Below are 20,960 nucleotides of genomic sequence, written 5' to 3'. Positions count from 1 at the left end.
CTATTAAAATAGTTATGAAAATAAAGGAGGATGATTAACTATGAGAAAAACAGGAAATATAATACTTGGAGCTCTAATCATGCTAGTTGGACTTGTAATTTTAACAGAAAGTAACGATAATCATATTGATATAAAAATTGCGGATAAAGGGAATCTGAGTGTAAATAATGTAAAAAATGTAACGGCAGTAACTGAACAAAAAGGTTCAGGTAAGAAAGTAAAGGCTGTAATTATTGAATTTGACAAAGCAATAGAAAAATCAAAACTATCGAAAGATGCCGTTACAGTAACGCAAAAAAGTATTTCTAAAAAGAATACAGGGGATGCAGAAGATGAACCTTTAGCAAATACAACAGAAACAAAAGTAAATAGAGAAATTTCCAAAATATATACAAGTAATAAAATAGACGAAACTGGAAAAGAGGAAAATGGGAAATATCTTTATGTAGAACTGGCTGAAGATACAAAAAATAACAATATTGTTACACAATCAGACTTGGATAGTGTAAAAATATCTGTTTCACAAGATAAAAATAATTATTTTATAAGTAGTAAAAGTTTTAATGTAAACGGTAAATAAAATTGAGATGGGAGCTTTTGACTGAGGATGAGAAAAATAAGAAAGTTATTATTATTTATAGGCTTGATGATGACAATAATCAATTGCTCAAATAAAAATAATACGCATTTTAATAAATCAGATTTGAACAAGAATATAGCAAAAAATAATGTAATAACAGGAAATGATTATTTAAAAAATATAACATATTCAAATTTAGCAGATGAAAAAACACAGAATGAGGTGCAGGGAATATTAAAAAACTCCGGGATTAGTTCTCAAAATATAAATTTATTTTTTCAAAGTGTAAATTATTATAATAAAAAAACAGAAAATACGGATTTAATAAAATCAGACTTTGTAAATTCTCAAAATATAAATCCAGCTTATGATGAAGCAAAAATACAAAAACTCTGGGATAAAAATAGCAGTAATTTTGTAGGATTTAATTGCAGAATAACAGCTTTTACATTGATGAAGGATTTTATAACAACAAAAAATTCACTTGCAAAATCAGGTGAAATGTTATTTATGGATATGGAATCACTAAAAAATCTGCCGTTTAAATTATTTTCAGAAACGGAAAAGGATAAATTTGTGAATTTATTTTCAGAAATTCCGACAAAGGCTACTAAGGATGTGAAAATTCATGTTGAAAATGTTAAAAACGTCTGGAAGGAGCGAGGAGTTAAATTTGATAAAAATAGTAAAGTATCAATGATTTCTGTATTTTTCCATTTTAATGATGATCCTGAAGAAAATATTTTATTTATTGGGCATGTTGGTATTCTTGTTCCAGAAGATAATGGAAAATTATTGTTTATTGAAAAGCTGGCATTCCAGCAACCTTACCAAGTATTGAAGTTTAATAATCGAACAGAATTGAATGATTATCTTATGAATAAATATGATACTGCATGGGGACAGCCTGTCGCTAAGCCATTTATCATGGAAAATGATGAATTACTGAAAGGATACAGAAATAATCCGAATAATAATAAATAATTATTTTTTGAGTATTTTAGAAGGAGTATGCTGAGAATGTTTTTTTTAAAAGGAAAAAAATCATGGAAATTATTTGCTGGAGTGAGTTTATTAATAATTTTTCAATTTGCATGTAGTAATGAAGTGAAGGATAAGTCTAAAGAAATAAATTCAGAAAGAAATATTAAATCTGAAAAATTGATAAATTCAGGAGGAATGACGATAGAAACAAGATACGGCGTTCCACAAGGGTATAAAAGAGTAGCGGTAGAAAAAGGTAGTTTTGCTGAATTTTTGAGAAGTCAGAAATTAAAGCCTTACGGAGAAAAAGTACAGTATTTTAATGGAAATTATAAACGAAATGAAGGGATTTATGATAGTGTATTTGATGTGGAAATAGGGGATAGGGATTTACATCAATGTGCTGATGCGATAATGCTTTTGCGTGCAGAATATTTTTACGGGAAAAAAGAATATGATAAAATCAGCTTTAAATTTGTGACAGGTTTTAATGCGCAGTATTCCAAATGGATGCAAGGCTATCGGATAAATCCTAATGGAAAAGGAAGCTATTATAAAAAATCCGCTCCATCTAATACATACAAGGATTTCAGGAACTTTATGAATATTGTTTTTGGATATTCTGGAACATTGTCACTTGAAAAAGAAATGATACCACAAAAAATTGAAAATATGCAAATTGGAGATGTATTTATTATGGGTGGCAGTCCAGGACACGCTGTTATTGTAGTGGATATGGCTAAAAATGAAAAAGGTGAAAAAATATTTATGCTTGCCCAATCATATATGCCTGCACAGCAAACTCAAATTTTGATAAACCCAGAAAATGATGGAGTCTGGTATTCGTTAAAAGGGAAAAATGTACTTGTAACACCTGAATGGAAATTTCCAGTTGAAAAATTAAGAAAATTTTAGTTTTTTTAATAGGAATAATATTAATTTAGATTATTCTGTTTAATAATTGTTTATATAAAAAGAAAAAACATAGAATTATGAAAAACATATATTAACAATAAACAGTTTTTCAAATTCTGAATAAGAATCTCTTATATGGATACTTGACGATAAAATTTAATTAAAGGATATTTTAATAGTTAATAGATTGTATAATAGCATAATCTTGTAAAAAAAGTTTTATCTCATAAATTTTCTGACTTCTACTATTTAAATGGGAAATAGTAGAAAATATTTAAAATAATAAAATAAAAAACTCAGAAGATAAATATTATTTTCCGAGTTTTTTTGTTTAAATAATTTAATTATTTTTTTACTTTTCTTGTTTTTTTGTCTTTTTTACTGTCTTTCTTGCCTTTTGATGATTTTTTATCAGAAGATTTTTTTCTTCCTTTTCTATCTCTTCTTCTATCTGATTTTTTACCAGATTTTTCTCCACTGTTTCTGTTTCCAGTAGCTTCTTCAACAAGCGGCTTTGAGTCTTTTTTAGAATTTAAGGCTCGCATTATGAATTGGGCTTCTTGTAATGGTACTGTTATGAAAGAGTATTTGTCCATAATTTTGACATCTTTTACTTTTCTTCCTGGTGTTTTTGCCTTTTTGTTTAACAAATCAAGCAATCTTCCCACGTTGTATCCATCTTTACTTCCAAGTGCAATAAATAATCTTGTTTTGTCATCAATTTTAACTTTTACATCTTGAATTTCACTGTAATTGTCGGGTAAAAATTCATCTTCGTAAACATGTCTTAATACAGAAGCAAGAACCTGTTTTGCATCTCTTCCATCCATTAATTTTTCAGCCAGCTCTTCATAAGCGTCAAAATCACTTTCCTTAATAATTTCATCCACATAAGCAATTAATGCTTCTTTTTTTGCTTCAAGAATTTCTTCGACGTTTGGAATATTTTCCCTCTTTATATCAGTTTTTGTGATACGTTTAATTTGTGCTAATTTGCTAGCTTCTCTCGGTGTTACAAATGTTATTGCAATCCCTTTTTGTCCAGCACGCCCAGTTCTACCGATTCTATGAACGTATGATTCGGCTTCCTGAGGGATGGAGTAGTTAATAACGTGTGTCAGGTTACTTACATCAATTCCACGTGCAGCGACATCTGTTGCAACTAATATTGTCAATATTTTTTTCTTGAATAAGTCTAGAGCCTTTTGTCTAAGAGCCTGAGTAATATCACCGTGAATACATTCTGCATCGTAGTTTCTTGCCTTTAATTTATTTGTAACATCGTCAACTTCTGATTTTGTACGGCAGAATACGATTCCGTAAAAGTCCTGTTCATAGTCAAGAACTCTACATAGAGCTTCAAACTTATCTTCCTGTTTTACTTCGTAATAAATTTGTTCAGTTAAATTAGTAGTAAGTTCTTTTTTCTCAACTCTTAATAATTTATGTTCCGGCATAAATCTTTTGGCAATAGCCATAATTGCTTTAGGGATTGTTGCTGAAAAGAATAACATTTTTTTTCCATCGTTAGTTTTTTCTAGAATTGCTTCAATATCTTCCAGAAATCCCATATTTAGCATTTCATCAGCTTCATCTAGGACAAAATAGTCTAAATTATCAACTTTTAGGACTTTTTTTCTCATTAAGTCCATAACACGTCCCGGCGTTCCAACGACAATATCTACTCCAGATTTTAATTTTTTTATCTGATTTTCTATGGAAGCCCCACCATAAACAGCAAGCACCTTTAAATCCTTTGTTCCCTTTAATGAATAAATTTCATCGGCAACTTGATTGGCAAGTTCCCTTGTTGGTGCTAAAACTAAAGCTCTAACCGTTTTATCAGCCTCGATTGTTTCCAGAATAGGAATACCAAATGCCGCAGTTTTTCCTGTTCCTGTCTGAGCCTGTCCTATTAAGTGTGTTCTTTCCTTTAATAATTCAGGGATTACCAATTTTTGTATTTCACTTGGCTCCTCGAATCCTTTTTTGCTTAAAGCATTAAGCATCTCCGTACTTAATCCAAAATCTTCAAATCTTTGCATTATTTTTTATTTTACCTTCCTTCGTTTCATAATTTAATTTATACTCAATCATTTATAAAAAATTTTTTGTATATATTATTATACCATACTTTTGTCATTTTTGTACTTAAATTATTTAAAAATTATTTTTTTTATAAAAATGTATGATAAAATATTGGGATTTTTTATTCCATCAGTCTAAATTTATAATAAAATACAGGAACATTAATTATTCCTGCATTAAATTTGTTATTTAAATCAATTTTATCTGTCAGGTTTCCAAGTACTAATCACTTTTGCCAGTTTCACCTGATGTTCTGGATTACCTTCCTGGGCAATGTAATAAAGTTTTCCGTTTGCTTTAATAAAATACATTATTAATACGGTTCCATCATCAAAACCTATCCCTATTTGTTTTCCAACATATCCGTTCACATTGGCATCACGTAAATCAATGTTTTCTTCTGAAATTCCTGAATTAAGGTATTTTTCCGCCATTGCTTTTACAGCCAATTCAGGATTTACATTTCTAGTGTTTACTATATCCAAAGTTATAATGTTTGTATTATCAATGGATACCTGTTTTGCGGTTGAAGAAGTGGCAGGATTGGAATCATCAAATGCGTACCAGTCTGATGGAACGGAAATGTATCCAACTGTCTTACTTCCGAATCTAACAGTTTCTCTTGAGTTTCCACTTGCAAAAGAGAATAGTGATGTTACTAAAAATAGCATTAATAAAATTCTTTTTAAATTTTTCATTTTCATACTCATTCCTTTCTTTTTTAACGGTAAATAATTTTCTTTTATTTTCTGAAACAATTATACAACAAGAATTTGTGAAAGTCAATATCTTTTTGATAAAAAATATAAAAATTTTTACAGTAAATGAAAGACTGTCTCATTGCAAATTCTAAGAATCTAAAAATAAATAAGTAAAAAATATTTAATTTGCAAATTAAAAAATGTGTGATATAATTAATAAAAATTGGGTTATTCTTAAATTAGTCTTGAAAACTTGATTATGGAAAATGTTAAGTTAAAAATATTATTTTAAGATAAAGTATATTACAAATTTGAAAAAATTGAAGATAAAAAGGTGAATGCTTTGAATAGACAAAAATTTAATCAATATGGAAAGGTAAAATTATATATTGCAACCTGTTTTTGGGTATTTTCGTTATCGTTGCTTGCAAATGGGAGTAAAAATTCGATCAGTAAGAACAAGGTTGAGGACGAAGCGGTAAAAATTGATATTATTATTAATAAGAATGATATTAATGAGTTTGAAAATGGTGGCAATGATATTGGAAATGATGAAGACAAGGATTTGATTTTTTTGGATCAGATTCAGGATGATGAAGATGAAAAAAAACAGAAAAAATTGGAAAAAACTAATAAACTTGAGCGGTTTATTCGAAAGATAGATGAAAAAGTTAATCCGATATTAAAATTTCAGATTTCAAAAAGTTATGGAACGTGGTATCTTTTGAAGACAGAAGATAATTTAGAAAAAGATTTAAGAAATGTACGTTATGATTTTTTACAGCAGGAAAATGGTTACCTGGTTGTTAAAAGCTATTTTGATCCTAAAACAAACAATTGGAATGAAGAAAGACATAGAGCTTGGATTGAGGAGAAAAAAGGACACGTATATTTTGAAGTTGAAAAGAAATATTTTAAAAATAATAAAAATGAAATAGTATTTTTTGATAAAAATTACCGTTATATGATTATTAAATACAATAATGGGCTAACAAAAGTGTTTTCACGTTATCCAAACAATAATAAAATTTCTCTTGAAGATGAAGAATTGGAAGAATTTGAACGAATTGTGGAAAATAAAAACAATTTAAAAAATGTTATTTATGATGTGAAAATAAAAAATATCAGAGAAATAGAAAACGAAAGAAAAAAAGCCGAATTAAAGGCTAAAACAGATGAACTGGAAAAACAGTTAAGTGAAAATCCTGCGAGTGTATTTCAAATTGACACAATTGGTGCGAGAAAAGAGCTTGAACGACGAAGAAAAAAAGAACAGATGTTAAAATTTGAAACAAAAGATGGAACTAAAAATGTAGAAGTTATTGAAATACAGGATAAAGACTTAAAAAATGAAAATAAAATAAAAAGTAATGATAATGACACAGGAACAAATAAGGAATATTAAGTATAATAACTAATTATCAAATTTTTATTGAATAGAATTTGGAAAACTATTTTGAAATAGAGTTAAAAATTGAAAATAAAAAACAAGTGATTTTTATAGTAATTTAAAATAGTTAAAATATATAAAATACTGAATATTTAGGAGAAAAAAATGAAAAACACACTAAGAATAGTTTACGTTGTAATATTTTTAATATTATTTATGTGTCTGGCACTTTTTTATAATTTTTTTGTTGCAAAAAAAGAATATAAAAATGTTAATATAAATGTAAAAAAAGGAACAACATTTGTACAGATTTACAAGGATTTAAAATTAAATTATGGAATTATAGATAAGGTTTATCTAAAATTAAATGGTGGAAATATAAAGTTAAAAGTAGGAACCTATAAATTTAATGGAAAATTCTCGAAATATGAAATTATAAGAAAAATTAAGAGCAGTGAAACTAATGGGATAAGACTTACAATTCCAGAAGGATTTACTTCAAAGCAGGTATTTGCACGGATGGAGGCACTGGAGCTGGGAACGCCTGAAGAGATTAACAAAGTCCTGAGTGAAATGGATTTTCCATATCCACACGAAAATAATAATTTTGAAGGATATTTTTACCCTGAAACTTATATTTTTTCTGAAAATGTAACGACAAAGCAAGTTATTCAAACCATTCTTGCTGAATTTTTAAAAAAATTCCCGCCTGAAAAATATCCTGATAAACAGAAGTTTTATGATAATTTGAAAATGGCTTCGATTGTGGAGGCGGAAGTGCCAGATGCGGCAGATAAACCAAAAGTTGCGGGAATATTTATGAAAAGGCTGGAAATTGGAATGAAGCTGGAATCAGATGCCACTTTGAAATATGAGCTGGGTAGACAGGCTACAAGAAATGAATTAAAGGCACAAAATACTGCATATAATTCATATAAAGTAAAAGGACTGCCCCCAACACCGATTGGCAATCCTCCAATAGAAACTTTTAAAGCGGTATTAAATGCTGAAAAAACAGATAATTTATTTTTCTTTACACACAAAGGAAAAACCTATTACTCAAAAACCCACGAGGAGCATTTGAAAAAACGTCGTGAAAGCGGACAGTTAAAATAATTGTTATACTTAAAAAATAAAAAAACGGGAACAAATTAATGGAAAAAGTAAAAAAAATTGAAAAGAAAATATTGAAAAAATTGCAAAAAACAATTGAAAATAAACTGGTTATTGAAAAGGAAAGAATTCTTATTGCGTTTTCTGGTGGGCCAGATTCAGTTTTCCTCTATTATTTTCTAAATTTTTTAAAAAGTAAACTTTCACTTGAAATTTCAATAGTTTATATTAATCACAACTTACGTAATGATGTTGAAAATGACTTAAAATTTGTAAAGGAATTTGCAGCTGAAAATAGTGTTGATTACTATATTGAAAGTATAGATGTAAAAAGGCATGCAAAGGAAAATAAGAAGTCGCTGGAACTTGCTGCAAGGGAGTTGCGGTATAAAGCCGTTGAAAATATTAGAAAAAAAATAGGTTATGATAAAATTGCAACAGGGCATAATTTGGATGATAATGTGGAAACTATTATTTTTAGGCTTTTGCGAGGGACTTCGATAAATGGGTTAAAAGGTATTCCAAGAGTGAGAGATAATATAGTAAGGCTGATATTGGAATTTGAGAAAAGTGAAATTTTATCTTTTTTGAAACATAAAAATCAGAAATATATAATTGATTATACAAATAATGAAAATGATTATACAAGAAACTTTATCCGAAATAAAATTTTTCCTGATTTTGAAAGAATAAATCCAAGTTTTAGACAAAAAGTTTACGCATTAATTGAAGAAATTAATGATAGAGAATTTGAAGAGCTTGAAAAAAGTGAAAATTTTGATAAAATGGCTGAAATATTTAAAAATGAAGATGAATTGAAAAAAAAATTAAAAGAGAAGAATAAATTGGTTCAGTTTTTGAAACAAAATGATGTGGAAATTTCGAGAGAGAAGATTAATCAGATTTTTGACAGTTTTTTTTATAAAAATGGAATTTTAAAAGATGAAGGTTCAAAGGAATTTTATTTGGGGGAAAATAAATTTTTACAAAACAAATATGGAAATTTACAAATAGTAAAAAAGAGTAATAAAAATAATGATAGAACTGAAAAAAGTGAAAATATTGACAGTTCATTTGATAAAGTAGAGGTTTTAAAGAAAAATCAAAGTATTGAGTGGTATAATTACAAGATAATGTTATATGAAAAAATTAGCGATTTTAAAACTTATTTTGTAAATGAAGAAAATATGAGTTATACGTTTCTTAAGTTTACTGATGACATGGATTATAAAAAAATCATTGTTAGAAATCGAAAGGATGGGGATAGGATTTTTTTAAAAAAATTGGGACATAAAAAGGTTAAGAAAATTTTGATTGATGAAAAGATTTCAAAGTGGGAAAGAGATTTTTTGCCAATTATTGAAATGGAAATTTCTGAAAGTCAAGATTGTTTAAAAAATCTGGAAAATAAAATAGAAGTTAAAAATTCAAATTTTGAATTTCAAAATGGGGAAAATGGAACTAAAATGAAAGAAATTTTGACTGTTTCGGATATTAAATTTTCAAAATTTCTGGAAAAAATTTATAATAATAGTGTTGAAAAACTGGGAAATACCAGTAAATTATTAATAATTGGGAGGAAAAATGGCAGATAGAGATAAGAATGATATAAGAAAACGACTAGAAGAATTACGAAAAGATAATAACAGAAGAAATAATAGACAAGATAACGGAAATAAATCTCCATTTTCAGGATTTTTATTTTTTGTCTTTGTAGTCTTGTTATTTACTTTTACAGCATTATTTCATCGTGATATACAGACATACTTTTTGGAAAAAAAGGATATTCCATATACAGAATTTGTAAGCAGAACACAAAAAGGTGAGTTTCCAGAAATCAATGAAAAAGATGATAAATTAATCGCACAAGTGAAGGAAAATGGGAAAGATGTTCTTTATTATACAAAAAAAATAACAGAACGTGTTGGAAATGAACCCAAAATAATAAATGCAATTGAACAAAAAAAAGTTAGGTTAAATTCATTGCAACCATCAGGTGGAGGTTTCTTTTTGGCAATTCTGGTTCAATTTTTACCAATGGTTATAATGATTGCACTTATGGTTTACTTGGCTAGAAAAATGGTAGGCGGTTCACAAGGTGGAGGGCCAGGAAATATTTTTGGCTTTGGAAAATCAAGAGTTAATAAAATTGATAAGAAACCAGATGTGAAATTTGATGATGTGGCAGGTGTTGACGGAGCGAAGGAAGAACTGCGGGAAGTTGTAGATTTCTTGAAAAATCCTGAAAAATATACAAAGGCTGGAGCAAGAGTGCCAAAAGGTGTACTTTTATTAGGAAGGCCGGGAACAGGTAAAACATTACTTGCAAAAGCGGTGGCTGGAGAGTCTGGAGCATCATTTTTCAGTATTTCAGGTTCAGAATTTGTGGAAATGTTTGTTGGAGTTGGAGCTTCACGTGTGAGGGATTTGTTTGAAAAGGCGAAGGAATCCAGTCCATCAATTATTTTTATAGATGAAATTGATGCCATCGGTAGACGAAGAAGTGTTGGAAAGAACAGTGGAAGCAATGATGAAAGAGAACAAACTTTAAATCAGCTGTTAGTTGAAATGGACGGGTTTGAAACAGACACAAAAGTTATCGTACTTGCGGCAACTAACAGGGAAGATGTTCTGGATCCGGCGTTATTGCGTGCAGGACGTTTTGATAGACGTGTAACGGTTGATGCACCTGATTTGCAGGGGCGTATTGCAATATTAAAGGTTCATTCTAGAAATAAGAAATTGGCAAGTGACGTGAGATTGGAAGATATTGCTAAAATAACTCCAGGATTTGTTGGAGCGGATTTGGCAAACTTATTAAATGAAGCGGCAATTTTGGCAGCAAGAAGAGCTAGTGATACAATAAAAATGGCTGATCTGGATGAAGCTGTAGATAAAATCGGAATGGGACTTGGGCAAAAAGGTAAGATTATTAAACCTGAAGAGAAAAAGTTATTGGCTTATCATGAAGCTGGGCATGCCATCATGACTGAATTGACACCGGGAGCTGATCCTGTTCATAAAGTTACAATAATTCCTAGAGGAGAGGCTGGTGGATTTATGATGCCGCTTCCTGAAGAAAAATTGGTAACTACAAGCAGACAGATGTTAGCCGAAATAAAAGTGCTGTTTGGTGGACGTGCAGCTGAGGAAATTGGACTGGATGATGTGAGTACAGGAGCATATTCTGATATAAAACGTGCTACAAAAGTCGCAAGAGCCTATGTAGAAAGCGTCGGAATGAGTAAAAAACTGGGGCCAATTAACTTTGAAAATTCAGATGATGAATATTCGTTTGCTCCAAATAAAAGTGATGAAACTGTCAGGGAAATTGATTTGGAAATAAGAAAAATATTGACAGAAGAGTATTTTAACACTTTAAATACATTGCAGGATAATTGGAGCAAGTTAGAAGAAGTGGTGGCATTATTATTGAAAAAAGAAACTATCACTGGAGATGAAGTTAGAAGAATTATCAAAGGTGAAACTGCTGAACAAATTTTAAAGGAAAATGAAAATTTAGAAAAAGAACGTGAAAATGAAGAAACTTCTAAAATAGAGCAAACTGAAAAAACAGAAGCGGTGGAGGAAGTTGAAAAAACAATAGAGCTTGAAGAAAAAGTAGAAGAGCAAGTTACAGAAGATGCTAAACAGCTGGAAGAAAAAAGTAAAACTGAAAAATTAGCGGAAGCTGTGCGGGAAATTACTGGTGAAACAGGTGGTATATTAGAAAAAACTTCGGAAATGGAAGAATCGGAAGATAATTCTAAAACTGATAATCAAAATGAAAATAATGATAGTGATGGTAATTCAGACGGTTCTTTTGGAAATGATGATGAATCAGGAAATAAAATAGAAGATGCAAATGATGAGTCGAATAAAGGAAAAAAAAGAAAAAGTAAATTTAAATTACCTAGTTTTATGGAATAAAATATAAAAATTTGATTGTAAATAGAGGAATGACATTGAATTTAAAACTTTGTTGTTTCTCTATTTTTGATTTAATAAAAACAGTTTTTTAGTTACTGTAAAAAATAACATAAAATTTAAAAAAATATATTGACAAAATTTAAATTGTGTTGTATACTATGGATGTAAAAAAACAAAGAAAATAAATTACTGTAAAAAATGGACAGAATAAAAATAATTAATCTGCAATGGATAAAATAATTTAGATGATGTAAGGTAGCTGCTGGCTAGAGAAATTATATCAATTAAATAACAAATGGAGGAAACAATTATGAATAAAAAAACAAAAACTTTAGTAATAATAGCAACATTGCTATCACTTCATAGCTGTACTTTATTTTACAATGCGATGGCAGTTGGATTAGCTGGAGTTGCTGGAGCGGCTGCGTGGGAAGATAAAAAAAGTGGAAAAACAAAAACCTATAAAGGTACAAAAAGAGTATGCACAGCTTATTCTGATAGCTATGGCGGAGTTAGACAATGTCTTAACTGGACAAATGAACCAGTTTATGAGTAAAGTATAAAATTGTGGTTTCATATTTATTTTAATGGATTATGAGGTATAATATTAATATAAAAAATAGAAAATTTCAAAATAGGAATTAAAAAAATAATAAATGGAGGAGATTTATATGAAAAAGATATTATTAATGGCAACATTGTTGATAGGAGCAATAAATTATGCTGCAGAAGGAATGAATTTACCTTTTACAACTGATGGAAAATTGCATGAAGAAAAATTACTGAATAGAAATATTAGTTCTGAAGATACAGATGTTGTAATAAAAAAAATAGGTAAAGGAAAATATGAAATTACAGGTTATTATGCTTCACAAGATGAAGACTTTGGTAAAGTGGAAACTACAACAATAGTAAGCAAAGCAATCCTGAAAAAGAACGTGATTTGTGATGAAGATATTTGTATTGGATATGATACAAAATTAAAGAAAGCTGTATTTTTAGATAAGGATGACATGAGAATAATTTATCCTGAATGGTAAAAATATATTTTGAAAAAGAAGTAGAAAAATGTAGAAATCAGAAAATTGAAATACAATATAAAGATAATTAATTTTTTATTCTCATTATTTATTAATAAAATTATGGTATAGTATCAATGAAAAAAGTATTAGAAATTAAATAATAAAATGGAGGAAAATTATGAAAAAATTACTTTTAATAATAGCAGTATTGCTAGTGGGAATTATGTCATGTTCAAAGTCTGAAAAAGAAGAAAAAAAAGAAGTGAAACAGGAGGTTAATGTAACAGCTGCAGTTCCTGTAAACGGAGAAAGCGGTTATGAAGCTGAAATATTACAAAGAATGGAGGCAATAAAAACAGAAGTTCAGCCAGCTTTGGAGTCTGGGGTGACAGTAGATATGGATAATGCAACTCAGAAAATAGGAGATTCTTGGGAAATAGAAATGAATAAGGTTTATAAATTGCTATTATCAGAACTGCCAGAAAGTGAAAAGGTAAAATTAAAAAAAGAACAGGAAGAATGGACAAAAAAAGTCAAAGTGAATATTGAAAAAAGCACTGAGGAAGCAGAAGGCGGAACAATATCAGGAACTCTAGGCGGAAATGTTCGGGTAAGCGAAACAGAGGAAAGAACTTTGGAGCTTGCCAAAAGATATGATCAGATACACAAAAAATAATAAGAATTCTCATTTTTCTTTAATAAAATAATGATATATTGTTAGTGTAAAAATAGATAAAGAAGAAAAATAGAAAGCGGAGGAAATGAAAATGAAAAAAATTATTATGGCATTATTGCTATTAATAGGAGTTATTGGATTTTCAGAAGAAGAATTTAGTTACAAAGGTTATGATTTACCTTTTACAACTGATGGAAAACTGCATGAGGAAATATTACTGAAAAGAGAGATAACGGCTGATGATGTTTCGATAGAAATCAAAAAATTGAAAAATGGAAAGTATCAGTTCTGGGATTACGCTTCTGATACTGGAGATGAAAATGAGCCGCCACGAATTTCAGATGCAGTTAAGGAAAAAAATGTGCTTTGTGATGAATATATCTGTGTTGGATACGATACAAAATTAAAAGAACCAGTAATTTTGAATAGAAAAACGAAAAGAATAATTAGTATTGTACGTGAAGAAAACTACAATAAAGTTGATGATCCTGAAACTTTAAGAAGATTCCCTGAGGATAATCCTGAAATGTATAAATTATACCGTGATTATTATAAATTGTACAAATAAATTGTGATTAAAAAATGAAAAAATTATAAATATTAGGAAAGAGTAGGTAAAAATTATGAAAAAAGTATTATTTTTAATTATGGCATTAGCTGCAATACCAGTGTTTGCAGTAAAAGTTACGACAGATGGGAAACATAATTTAGATAAGGTAGCGGGGAAATACGGAGAATATTCGGAACTTGAAATATTTGAAAAAAGTGGGAAATGGTATGCGACAAAAAAAGCTTTTAAAACAGAAACAGTTCCTCTAGTTTTAGAAAAAGATGGAAAATTTTCAGCAGAATTTGAGCATGGAAAAGAAACTTTTGCTTATGATACAAGAATGAAGGCTTTGGTAACGCTTGTTAAAGATGACACAGATCAGATACTTTCTATAGAATTGCCTACAGGAAAAACAAAAGCAGCAGTGGATAAAAACTTTAATATGAATAAAGTAAAGGGATATTGGTGTGATTTTGAAAAAATTGTTCAGAAAAATGGAAAATGGTACATGTATACTGATTTTGATGACGAATACACTCCTTTAATTGTAACAAAAAATGGATTTACTATTAAAATTGAGAATGATATTGCAAAATTTACATTTGACACAAGACTTCAGACACTTGTGAAAATTGATGAGGATGGAAATATAGTTGATACGTATATACTAAAGGATTATTGTCCAGAAGGATATGTAGAGTTATAAAAAATGATTATAATAAGCGAAATAATAGAAATAGGAGTTGAGAAAAATAAAACAATTATAAATACTAAATTTAAATCGAAAGTGTAGGTAAAAATTATGAAAAAAATATTATTTTTAATTATGGCGTTAGCTGCAATACCAGCATTTGCAGTAAAAGTTACGACAGATGGAAAACACAATTTGGAGAAAGTGGCAGGAAAATATCAAGGTATTGAAATATTTAAAAAAAATGAAAAATGGTACATAACAAAAATACATGACGGATTCGATGAAACGGAAACAGTTCCTATAGTAATGGAAAAAAATGGAAAATTTTCAGCAAATTATAAAAAACGTGAAAAAGAAACTTATGCTTATGATACGAAAATGAAAACTTTAGTAACACTTGCTAAAAATGATACAGATCAGATACTTTTTATTGAACTGCCTGAAAAAACAAAAGCAACAGTGGATACAAACTTTAATATGAATAAAGTGAAGGGATATTGGTGTGATCAACTGTTTGAAATTGTTCAGAAAAATGGAAAGTGGTATTTACATGGTGAGGATAACGGCGGATGGGACGAACTTATAACTGTAGCAAAAAATGGATTTACCGTTGAATATGGAACTAAAGATACTGGAGATGACAGAAGATTTACTTTTGATACAAAACTTCAAACAATGGTAGAAATTGATAAGGACGGAAATATAATTCATCCGTATATATTAAAGGATTACTGTCCGACAGGATATAATTAATATCTGAATTTTATTGAAAATTAAGTTGACTAAAAAAGGGGTTTGTGGTTTAATACAAAATATAAAAAATAATAAAAATAAGGAGTTGATAAAAAATGAGAAAATTACTAATAGCAGGATTATTACTTGTAGGAGCAGTTGCATTTGCAGGAAATTATGAAAATGGCTTGACAGAAAGAATGAAAGCTGCAGAAGAAAAGGCACAAGCTGGATGGGATAGCGGAGTAAGAGCTGATATGATTAATGCTTCAATAGATTTGGATGCTGAGTGGGAAAAAGAACTAAATAAAGTTTATGATCTGATTCTAAAAAAATTACCGGCAAAAGAAAAAACAAAATTTAAAGCTGAGCAGCAAAAATGGATAAAAGATAGAGAAACAAAAACAACAAAGGCTTATAATAACTATGTTGCCGAACATGGAGAAAGAATGGCAGGAGAATTGTCGGCTAATGATAGATTGGATATAACAAAAACTAGAGCATTGGAATTGGCAAAAAGATATGATAAGTTAAATAAAAGCAAATAAAATATAGTTAAATTTGCATATTTTTAAGGAGAAACTTATGAAAAAACTATTATTAATAATAGGAATGTTGCTTGTGGGAGTTGTGGCATTTGCAGGAAAATATGAAGATGGATTAAAGGAACGTATGAAAGTTGCGGAAGAAAAACTTGAATCAAAATTTGAAGGAACAACAGCTGATATGTTGAATGCCAGTTATGAATTAACAGATGAGTGGGAAAAGGAATTGAATAAAGTTTATGATTTAATTTTGAAAAAATTGCCAGCAAAAGAACAGTCAAAATTTAAGGCTGAACAGTCAAAATGGCTAAATGATAGAAAAGTGGCTATAAAAAAAGCACTGGCTGATGAAGAAGATGGGCCTAAAATGGCTGTGTTCGGAGCAGCTGGAACTGGACTTTCCATGACAGAGGAAAGAGCATTGGAATTAGCTAAAAAATATGATAAATTACTAAGTAAATAAAGAAGTTGATAGTTATGGAATAAATAAGTTTCATAACTATTTTTTAATGGAGTTTAGTATTAAACATAATTTTAAGGGGATAGTGCTATAATATTAGAAAAAAATCTTAAAAAGTATTTGCACTTTTAAAATCATATGGTATAATAATAATAGTGAGGTATAAAAAGTGAATAAGTTTTTTTTATTTAAGAAATATAAAATAATTTTTATTATAACTTTTATGTTTTTTTATCAGGGATTATATCCTGTAACTTTTAAATATGATACTGGAGAAAATCTGGTACCAAAAATAAACAAGGAAAATGCAGATGAAAAACTTTTAAAATCAGTATTAGATGCCATACGTGCACACAATAATAAATTTGTAAAATTTTATCTTTCAACTAGAGATAATGTTGAAAATAGGAAAAGGCTCAAGGATGAACTTTTAAATCCAAAAATTGGAGTCTATGGAGTTCAGCTTGATGAAGAATCAATATTTGAGGGAAATGGGAATTTAGTAGATATAAATGCAAGGAGTAGGGATGGATATACTCCTATTATTGTTGCTATCGAAGCTAAAAATAACGATATTTTGAAACTTTTGATTGAAAATGGTGCTAATTTATATGAAACACACCCAGTTTTTAATAGGACAACAGTAGGAACTGCGGCATATTATGAAAATATTGAAGCATTAGAAATGTTACTGAAACAAGATTCAAAACTTGCGAATGTAGGAAGTGTTGTTGATGGATGGACTCCACTTGAAGACGCTACATTAAAAGCTAATTCCAGAATTGTGAAAATGTTGTTGCAATATGGGGCTAATCCTACAATTACAGATAAACATGGTGGTACCCCAATGGATATGGCAACAAAGTTTGGAAAAGGTGAAATTGTAAAAATATTAAGGGATTATATAAAGGCTAATAGGGGTAAGTTATAATTTTTAAATTTGTTTGTAATAAAAAAATTTATATATAGAGGAGAAAAAAATGAAAAGAATGACAGGAATTGGTGCTTCAGAAGGAGTATCTATAGGTAAAGTATTACTTTTTATCGCAGAGGAAATTGTTATTCCAGAAAATAAAACTGAGAATTCAACAATTGAGGCTGAATTAGCGAAATTGCAAGATGGATTGAAACAATCTAAAACACAATTAATCGCAATTAGAGAAAAAGTAAAGGAAAAAATGGGGGAAGATAAAGCAGCAATTTTTGATGGTCATATTATGCTTCTTGAAGATGAAGATTTGATTATGGAAGTTGAAGATAAAATTAAAGGAGAAGGACTTCCAGCTGCAAAAGCGTTACACGATGGAATTAATGAATATTGTGATATGATTTCACAATTAGATGATCCTTATTTAAGAGAAAGAGCCGCTGATTTACAAGATATAGGTAAAAGATGGCTTAAAAACTTATTAGGTATGAAAATCCACGACTTGAGCAACTTGGAACCAGGAACAATCGTTGTAACAGAAGATTTGACTCCATCTGATACTGCACAATTGGATTTGGAAAACTGTATAGGATTTATTACAGAAGTTGGAGGAAAAACAGCTCACTCTGCAATAATGGCGAGATCACTTGAATTACCGGCAGTAGTTGGAGTAAAAGGAATACTTGCCGAAGTAAAAGATGGGGAAGTTGTTGTTATGGATGGAGAAACAGGGGAATTGTACCTAGAACCATCTGAAGACTTGGTTAATGAATATATTAAGAAACAGGAAGTAATAAGAAAAGAAAAAGAAGAATTGAAAAAATTAATTCATGAAGATGCGATTACTCTTGATGGTAGAAAAGTTGACATCTGGGGAAATATTGGAAGTCCTAACGATGTTGATGCTGTAATTGAATCAGGAGCGACAGGAATTGGATTATATAGAACAGAATTCTTATTTATGAACTCTGATCATTTTCCAACAGAAGAAGAACAATATCAGGCGTACAGAGTAGTTGCTGAAAAAATGCAAGGGAAACCTGTAACAATAAGAACAATGGATATTGGTGGAGATAAAGAGTTACCATACTTAGATTTACCAAAAGAATTAAATCCATTCCTAGGATATAGAGCAATCAGAATTTCACTGGAAAATAAAGATATGTTCAAAACGCAGTTAAAAGCTATTTTGAGAGCTTCTCAATACGGACAAATTAAAATTATGTATCCAATGATAAGTTCAGTTAATGAAATCAGAAAAGCAAATGCTATTTTGGAAGAATGTAAAAGAGAACTTGATGAAATTGGAAAAATTTACGATAGAAATATAAAAGTAGGAATAATGGTTGAAACTCCTTCAACAGCAATTATTGCCTACAAATTCGCAAAGGAAGTTGACTTCTTCTCAATCGGAACTAATGACTTGACACAATACTTCCTGGCAGTAGATAGAGGAAATGAAATGGTTGCAAACTTATATAATTCATTCAATCCAGCGGTATTGGAAGCTATCCAAAAAGTAATTGATGCGGCACATGGGGCTAATATAAATGTCAGTATGTGTGGAGAGTTCGCTGGAGATAAAAGAGCAACTAAATTATTGTTAGGAATGGGACTTGACTCATTCAGTATGAGTGCCTCATCAGGACTAACTGTTAAGAAAATAATTAGAAACAGCAATTATGCAGATGCGAAAAAATTCAGAGATTTAATTTTACAACAAGATACACCTGAAGATGTTGTAGCAAAATTATAATAAATTATAATAAAAAAGGCTAGTTAGTTTATTAGCCTTTTTTTGCCTTAAAAACAGAATTTATCAATAAGGAGTGAAAAAATATGGAAAATAAAAAAGTCGCAGTATTCTTAGCTAATGGATTTGAGGAAATTGAAGCAGTAACCCCAATTGATTTGCTTCAAAGGGCAGGAATTACAGTAGATACAGTTTCAATCACAAAGGAGAACCTTGTGGAAAGTGCGAGAAAAATGAAGATATTGGCAGATAAGATAATTGATGAAATTAATTTTTCTGAATACGATATGTTAATATTGCCTGGTGGTCCTGGAGTTGGAAATTATTTTAATTCAAAGACACTATTAGATAACGTGTTAAAATTTTCAAAAGATAGTGAAAATAAAAAAATTGCAGCTATTTGTGCTGCTCCTACAGTATTGGCGAGTCTTGGAATTTTGGAAGGAAAAAATGCAGTGTGTTTTCCAGCGTGTGAAAACGAACTGGTAAAAGGGAAGGCATTGCTAGGAAAAGATAGAGCTGTTACGGATGGCAATGTTATAACAAGCAGAAGTGCGGGAACGGCACTGGATTTTGCCTTTGAAATTATTAGTGAACTTTTGGGTGAAAAAGAGGCGAAAAGAATTGCTGAGGAAATTGTTTACAGATAGATTTATAAATATTTGTAAATAAAAGTATAAATTTTAAAAAGTTATATGGAAAAAATAAGAAAAGTGTGCTAAAATGTTTCAGTAATTATGAAAGAAATAAAATGATTTAATAATTAACAAGATTACAAATTATTGATTTAATTACAATATACACTTGAACTAAAGTAGTTTTAACAAAAACTTTAAAATGAAACTGAAGATAAATTATAAATTTTGGAGTTTGTATGAAATTAGTTTACTTTATTGAAATTGGTTTTAAGGAGTTTTGTAAATATTAAATTTATATATTTTAAAAATGTTTTGGAAAGGAAGAAACTATGGAATATCATAAGCCCGTACTGCTTGACGAAGTGATAGATAATATAATAACAGATAAAGATGCAATTTATGTTGACTGTACGCTTGGTGGCGGTGGGCATACAGAGGGTATTCTGGAAAATTCTTCTGAAAATTCAAAGGTTATTGCAATTGATCAGGATATACAAGCTATTGAATTTGCAAAAAAAAGGCTTGAGAAATATGAAAATAAACTTCAAATATTTCAAGATAATTTTAGAAATATTGATACTGCTGTTTATCTTGCGGGCTTTGAAAAAGTAGATCGGATACTGATGGATATAGGAGTTTCCTCAAATCAGCTGGATAATGCTAAAAGAGGTTTTTCATACAGGTTTGCGGCAAGGCTGGATATGCGGATGGACAGTAACTTAAAAATAAGTGCTTATGAAGTTGTCAATAATTTTTCTGAAAAGGAAATAGCCGATATTATTTACAAATACGGCGAAGAGCCAAAATCAAGAAAAATTGCAAAAAAAATTGTAGAATATAGAAAAAATAAGCCAGTTGAAACTACAACGGAACTTGCGGATATTGTTATAAAATCAATAGGAAAAAGTATGAAACGGCATCCTGCCAAAAGAACATTTCAGGCTATAAGAATTTTTGTGAATAAGGAGCTTGAGGTGCTAAGCGAAACATTGGATAAAACGATAAAACTACTTAATAAAAATGGTAGGCTTTTAGTAATTACTTTTCATTCACTGGAAGACAGAATTGTAAAGGAAAAATTTCGTGAATATGAAGATCCATGTACTTGTCCAAAGGATATACCAATTTGTGTATGTAACAAAAAAAGTTTAGGAAAGATAATTACAAAAAAACCAATTATTGCTAAAAAGTTAGAATTAGAAGAAAATAACCGGGCACATTCAGCAAAATTGAGAATTTTTGAAAGGAGTGAATAAACAGT

Annotated in this window: 21 protein-coding genes; 19 read left to right on the top strand and 2 right to left on the bottom strand. The window is 29.5% G+C overall.

Features of this window, described 5'->3' with window-relative positions:
- Positions 1-40: 40 nt before the first annotated feature.
- The 3 genes from K324_RS0110635 (at position 41) to K324_RS0110625 (ending at position 2,479) form a co-directional block, all read left to right on the top strand.
- The gene (locus K324_RS0110635; protein WP_026749109.1) at positions 41-580 is read left to right on the top strand and encodes a hypothetical protein; all 540 of its coding nucleotides are present in this window, start codon (positions 41-43) and stop codon (positions 578-580) included.
- 27 nt (positions 581-607) lie between these two features.
- Positions 608-1,564, top strand: coding sequence for a DUF4300 family protein (locus K324_RS0110630; protein ID WP_026749108.1), 957 nt, complete (start codon positions 608-610; stop codon positions 1,562-1,564).
- A 195-nt stretch (positions 1,565-1,759) separates the two neighbouring features.
- Positions 1,760-2,479 (top strand): DUF4846 domain-containing protein, encoded by a 720-nt coding sequence (locus K324_RS0110625; RefSeq protein ID WP_232056195.1) that lies wholly within the window; start codon positions 1,760-1,762, stop codon positions 2,477-2,479.
- Between the two features lie 344 nt (positions 2,480-2,823).
- On the opposite strand, the gene K324_RS0110620 is transcribed toward K324_RS0110625, so the two are convergent.
- Positions 2,824-4,524, bottom strand: a complete 1,701-nt coding sequence (locus K324_RS0110620) for a DEAD/DEAH box helicase (protein WP_026749106.1) — start codon at positions 4,522-4,524, stop codon at positions 2,824-2,826.
- 243 nt (positions 4,525-4,767) lie between these two features.
- Positions 4,768-5,265: a hypothetical protein gene (locus tag K324_RS0110615; protein ID WP_155282673.1), complete on the bottom strand. Its 498-nt coding sequence runs from the start codon at positions 5,263-5,265 to the stop codon at positions 4,768-4,770.
- 337 nt (positions 5,266-5,602) lie between these two features.
- On the opposite strand from K324_RS0110615, the gene K324_RS0110610 reads away from it, so the two are divergent.
- From K324_RS0110610 to rsmH, 16 genes are all read left to right on the top strand, one after another.
- A complete protein-coding gene (locus K324_RS0110610) occupies positions 5,603-6,673 on the top strand; it encodes a hypothetical protein (RefSeq protein ID WP_026749104.1) in 1,071 nt (356 codons plus the stop codon).
- Between the two features lie 150 nt (positions 6,674-6,823).
- Positions 6,824-7,774, top strand: a complete 951-nt coding sequence (gene mltG, locus K324_RS0110605) for an endolytic transglycosylase MltG (RefSeq protein WP_026749103.1) — start codon at positions 6,824-6,826, stop codon at positions 7,772-7,774.
- 38 nt (positions 7,775-7,812) lie between these two features.
- A complete protein-coding gene (gene tilS / locus K324_RS0110600) occupies positions 7,813-9,366 on the top strand; it encodes a tRNA lysidine(34) synthetase TilS (RefSeq protein ID WP_026749102.1) in 1,554 nt (517 codons plus the stop codon).
- Positions 9,356-11,701 carry an ATP-dependent zinc metalloprotease FtsH gene (ftsH, locus tag K324_RS0110595; RefSeq protein WP_026749101.1) on the top strand — a complete coding sequence of 782 codons (2,346 nt, stop codon included), beginning with the start codon at positions 9,356-9,358 and terminating at the stop codon, positions 11,699-11,701. Before tilS ends, ftsH begins: the two co-directional genes overlap by 11 nt.
- Before the next feature lie 310 nt (positions 11,702-12,011).
- Positions 12,012-12,257 (top strand): hypothetical protein, encoded by a 246-nt coding sequence (locus tag K324_RS0110590; RefSeq protein ID WP_026749100.1) that lies wholly within the window; start codon positions 12,012-12,014, stop codon positions 12,255-12,257.
- A gap of 115 nt (positions 12,258-12,372) precedes the next feature.
- Positions 12,373-12,741 carry a hypothetical protein gene (locus K324_RS0110585; RefSeq protein WP_026749099.1) on the top strand — a complete coding sequence of 123 codons (369 nt, stop codon included), beginning with the start codon at positions 12,373-12,375 and terminating at the stop codon, positions 12,739-12,741.
- A gap of 160 nt (positions 12,742-12,901) precedes the next feature.
- Positions 12,902-13,399, top strand: coding sequence for a lysozyme inhibitor LprI family protein (locus K324_RS0110580; protein WP_026749098.1), 498 nt, complete (start codon positions 12,902-12,904; stop codon positions 13,397-13,399).
- 91 nt (positions 13,400-13,490) lie between these two features.
- Positions 13,491-13,967 carry a hypothetical protein gene (locus tag K324_RS0110575; protein WP_026749097.1) on the top strand — a complete coding sequence of 159 codons (477 nt, stop codon included), beginning with the start codon at positions 13,491-13,493 and terminating at the stop codon, positions 13,965-13,967.
- 55 nt (positions 13,968-14,022) lie between these two features.
- Positions 14,023-14,655, top strand: coding sequence for a hypothetical protein (locus tag K324_RS0110570; RefSeq protein ID WP_026749096.1), 633 nt, complete (start codon positions 14,023-14,025; stop codon positions 14,653-14,655).
- A 96-nt stretch (positions 14,656-14,751) separates the two neighbouring features.
- Positions 14,752-15,396, top strand: a complete 645-nt coding sequence (locus K324_RS0110560; protein ID WP_026749095.1) for a hypothetical protein — start codon at positions 14,752-14,754, stop codon at positions 15,394-15,396.
- Positions 15,397-15,491: 95 nt separating this feature from the next.
- On the top strand, positions 15,492-15,923 hold the full coding sequence (locus tag K324_RS0110555) for a lysozyme inhibitor LprI family protein (RefSeq protein ID WP_026749094.1): 432 nt from the start codon (positions 15,492-15,494) through the stop codon (positions 15,921-15,923).
- A gap of 37 nt (positions 15,924-15,960) precedes the next feature.
- Positions 15,961-16,383: a lysozyme inhibitor LprI family protein gene (locus tag K324_RS0110550; RefSeq protein ID WP_026749093.1), complete on the top strand. Its 423-nt coding sequence runs from the start codon at positions 15,961-15,963 to the stop codon at positions 16,381-16,383.
- 166 nt (positions 16,384-16,549) lie between these two features.
- On the top strand, positions 16,550-17,311 hold the full coding sequence (locus K324_RS0110545) for an ankyrin repeat domain-containing protein (protein WP_026749092.1): 762 nt from the start codon (positions 16,550-16,552) through the stop codon (positions 17,309-17,311).
- Positions 17,312-17,360: 49 nt separating this feature from the next.
- Positions 17,361-19,064, top strand: a complete 1,704-nt coding sequence (gene ptsP / locus K324_RS0110540) for a phosphoenolpyruvate--protein phosphotransferase (protein ID WP_026749091.1) — start codon at positions 17,361-17,363, stop codon at positions 19,062-19,064.
- An 83-nt stretch (positions 19,065-19,147) separates the two neighbouring features.
- Entirely contained in the window at positions 19,148-19,711 is a 564-nt protein-coding gene (locus K324_RS0110535) for a DJ-1 family glyoxalase III (RefSeq protein ID WP_026749090.1), read from the top strand.
- A gap of 317 nt (positions 19,712-20,028) precedes the next feature.
- Complete coding sequence (gene rsmH, locus K324_RS0110530) at positions 20,029-20,955, top strand: 16S rRNA (cytosine(1402)-N(4))-methyltransferase RsmH (RefSeq protein WP_026749089.1); 927 nt, start codon at positions 20,029-20,031, stop codon at positions 20,953-20,955.
- Positions 20,956-20,960: the final 5 nt, after the last annotated feature.

The organism is Leptotrichia trevisanii DSM 22070, from assembly GCF_000482505.1.
GTDB lineage: Bacteria > Fusobacteriota > Fusobacteriia > Fusobacteriales > Leptotrichiaceae > Leptotrichia > Leptotrichia trevisanii.
Note: the sequence above shows the minus strand (reverse complement) of the source record. Positions and strands in the feature narration are given on the sequence as shown.

Bases quoted from the DNA above. Each gene is read 5' to 3' on its own strand.
- K324_RS0110635 (WP_026749109.1), top strand. From the start codon at position 41: ATGAGAAAAACAGGAAATATAATACTTGGAGCTCTAATCATGCTAGTT.
- K324_RS0110630 (WP_026749108.1), top strand. From the start codon at position 608: ATGAGAAAAATAAGAAAGTTATTATTATTTATAGGCTTGATGATGACA.
- K324_RS0110625 (WP_232056195.1), top strand. From the start codon at position 1,760: ATGACGATAGAAACAAGATACGGCGTTCCACAAGGGTATAAAAGAGTA.
- K324_RS0110620 (WP_026749106.1), bottom strand. From the start codon at position 4,524: ATGCAAAGATTTGAAGATTTTGGATTAAGTACGGAGATGCTTAATGCT.
- K324_RS0110615 (WP_155282673.1), bottom strand. From the start codon at position 5,265: ATGAAAAATTTAAAAAGAATTTTATTAATGCTATTTTTAGTAACATCA.
- mltG (WP_026749103.1), top strand. From the start codon at position 6,824: ATGAAAAACACACTAAGAATAGTTTACGTTGTAATATTTTTAATATTA.
- tilS (WP_026749102.1), top strand. From the start codon at position 7,813: ATGGAAAAAGTAAAAAAAATTGAAAAGAAAATATTGAAAAAATTGCAA.
- ftsH (WP_026749101.1), top strand. From the start codon at position 9,356: ATGGCAGATAGAGATAAGAATGATATAAGAAAACGACTAGAAGAATTA.
- K324_RS0110590 (WP_026749100.1), top strand. From the start codon at position 12,012: ATGAATAAAAAAACAAAAACTTTAGTAATAATAGCAACATTGCTATCA.
- K324_RS0110585 (WP_026749099.1), top strand. From the start codon at position 12,373: ATGAAAAAGATATTATTAATGGCAACATTGTTGATAGGAGCAATAAAT.
- K324_RS0110580 (WP_026749098.1), top strand. From the start codon at position 12,902: ATGAAAAAATTACTTTTAATAATAGCAGTATTGCTAGTGGGAATTATG.
- K324_RS0110575 (WP_026749097.1), top strand. From the start codon at position 13,491: ATGAAAAAAATTATTATGGCATTATTGCTATTAATAGGAGTTATTGGA.
- K324_RS0110570 (WP_026749096.1), top strand. From the start codon at position 14,023: ATGAAAAAAGTATTATTTTTAATTATGGCATTAGCTGCAATACCAGTG.
- K324_RS0110560 (WP_026749095.1), top strand. From the start codon at position 14,752: ATGAAAAAAATATTATTTTTAATTATGGCGTTAGCTGCAATACCAGCA.
- K324_RS0110555 (WP_026749094.1), top strand. From the start codon at position 15,492: ATGAGAAAATTACTAATAGCAGGATTATTACTTGTAGGAGCAGTTGCA.
- K324_RS0110550 (WP_026749093.1), top strand. From the start codon at position 15,961: ATGAAAAAACTATTATTAATAATAGGAATGTTGCTTGTGGGAGTTGTG.
- ptsP (WP_026749091.1), top strand. From the start codon at position 17,361: ATGAAAAGAATGACAGGAATTGGTGCTTCAGAAGGAGTATCTATAGGT.
- K324_RS0110535 (WP_026749090.1), top strand. From the start codon at position 19,148: ATGGAAAATAAAAAAGTCGCAGTATTCTTAGCTAATGGATTTGAGGAA.
- rsmH (WP_026749089.1), top strand. From the start codon at position 20,029: ATGGAATATCATAAGCCCGTACTGCTTGACGAAGTGATAGATAATATA.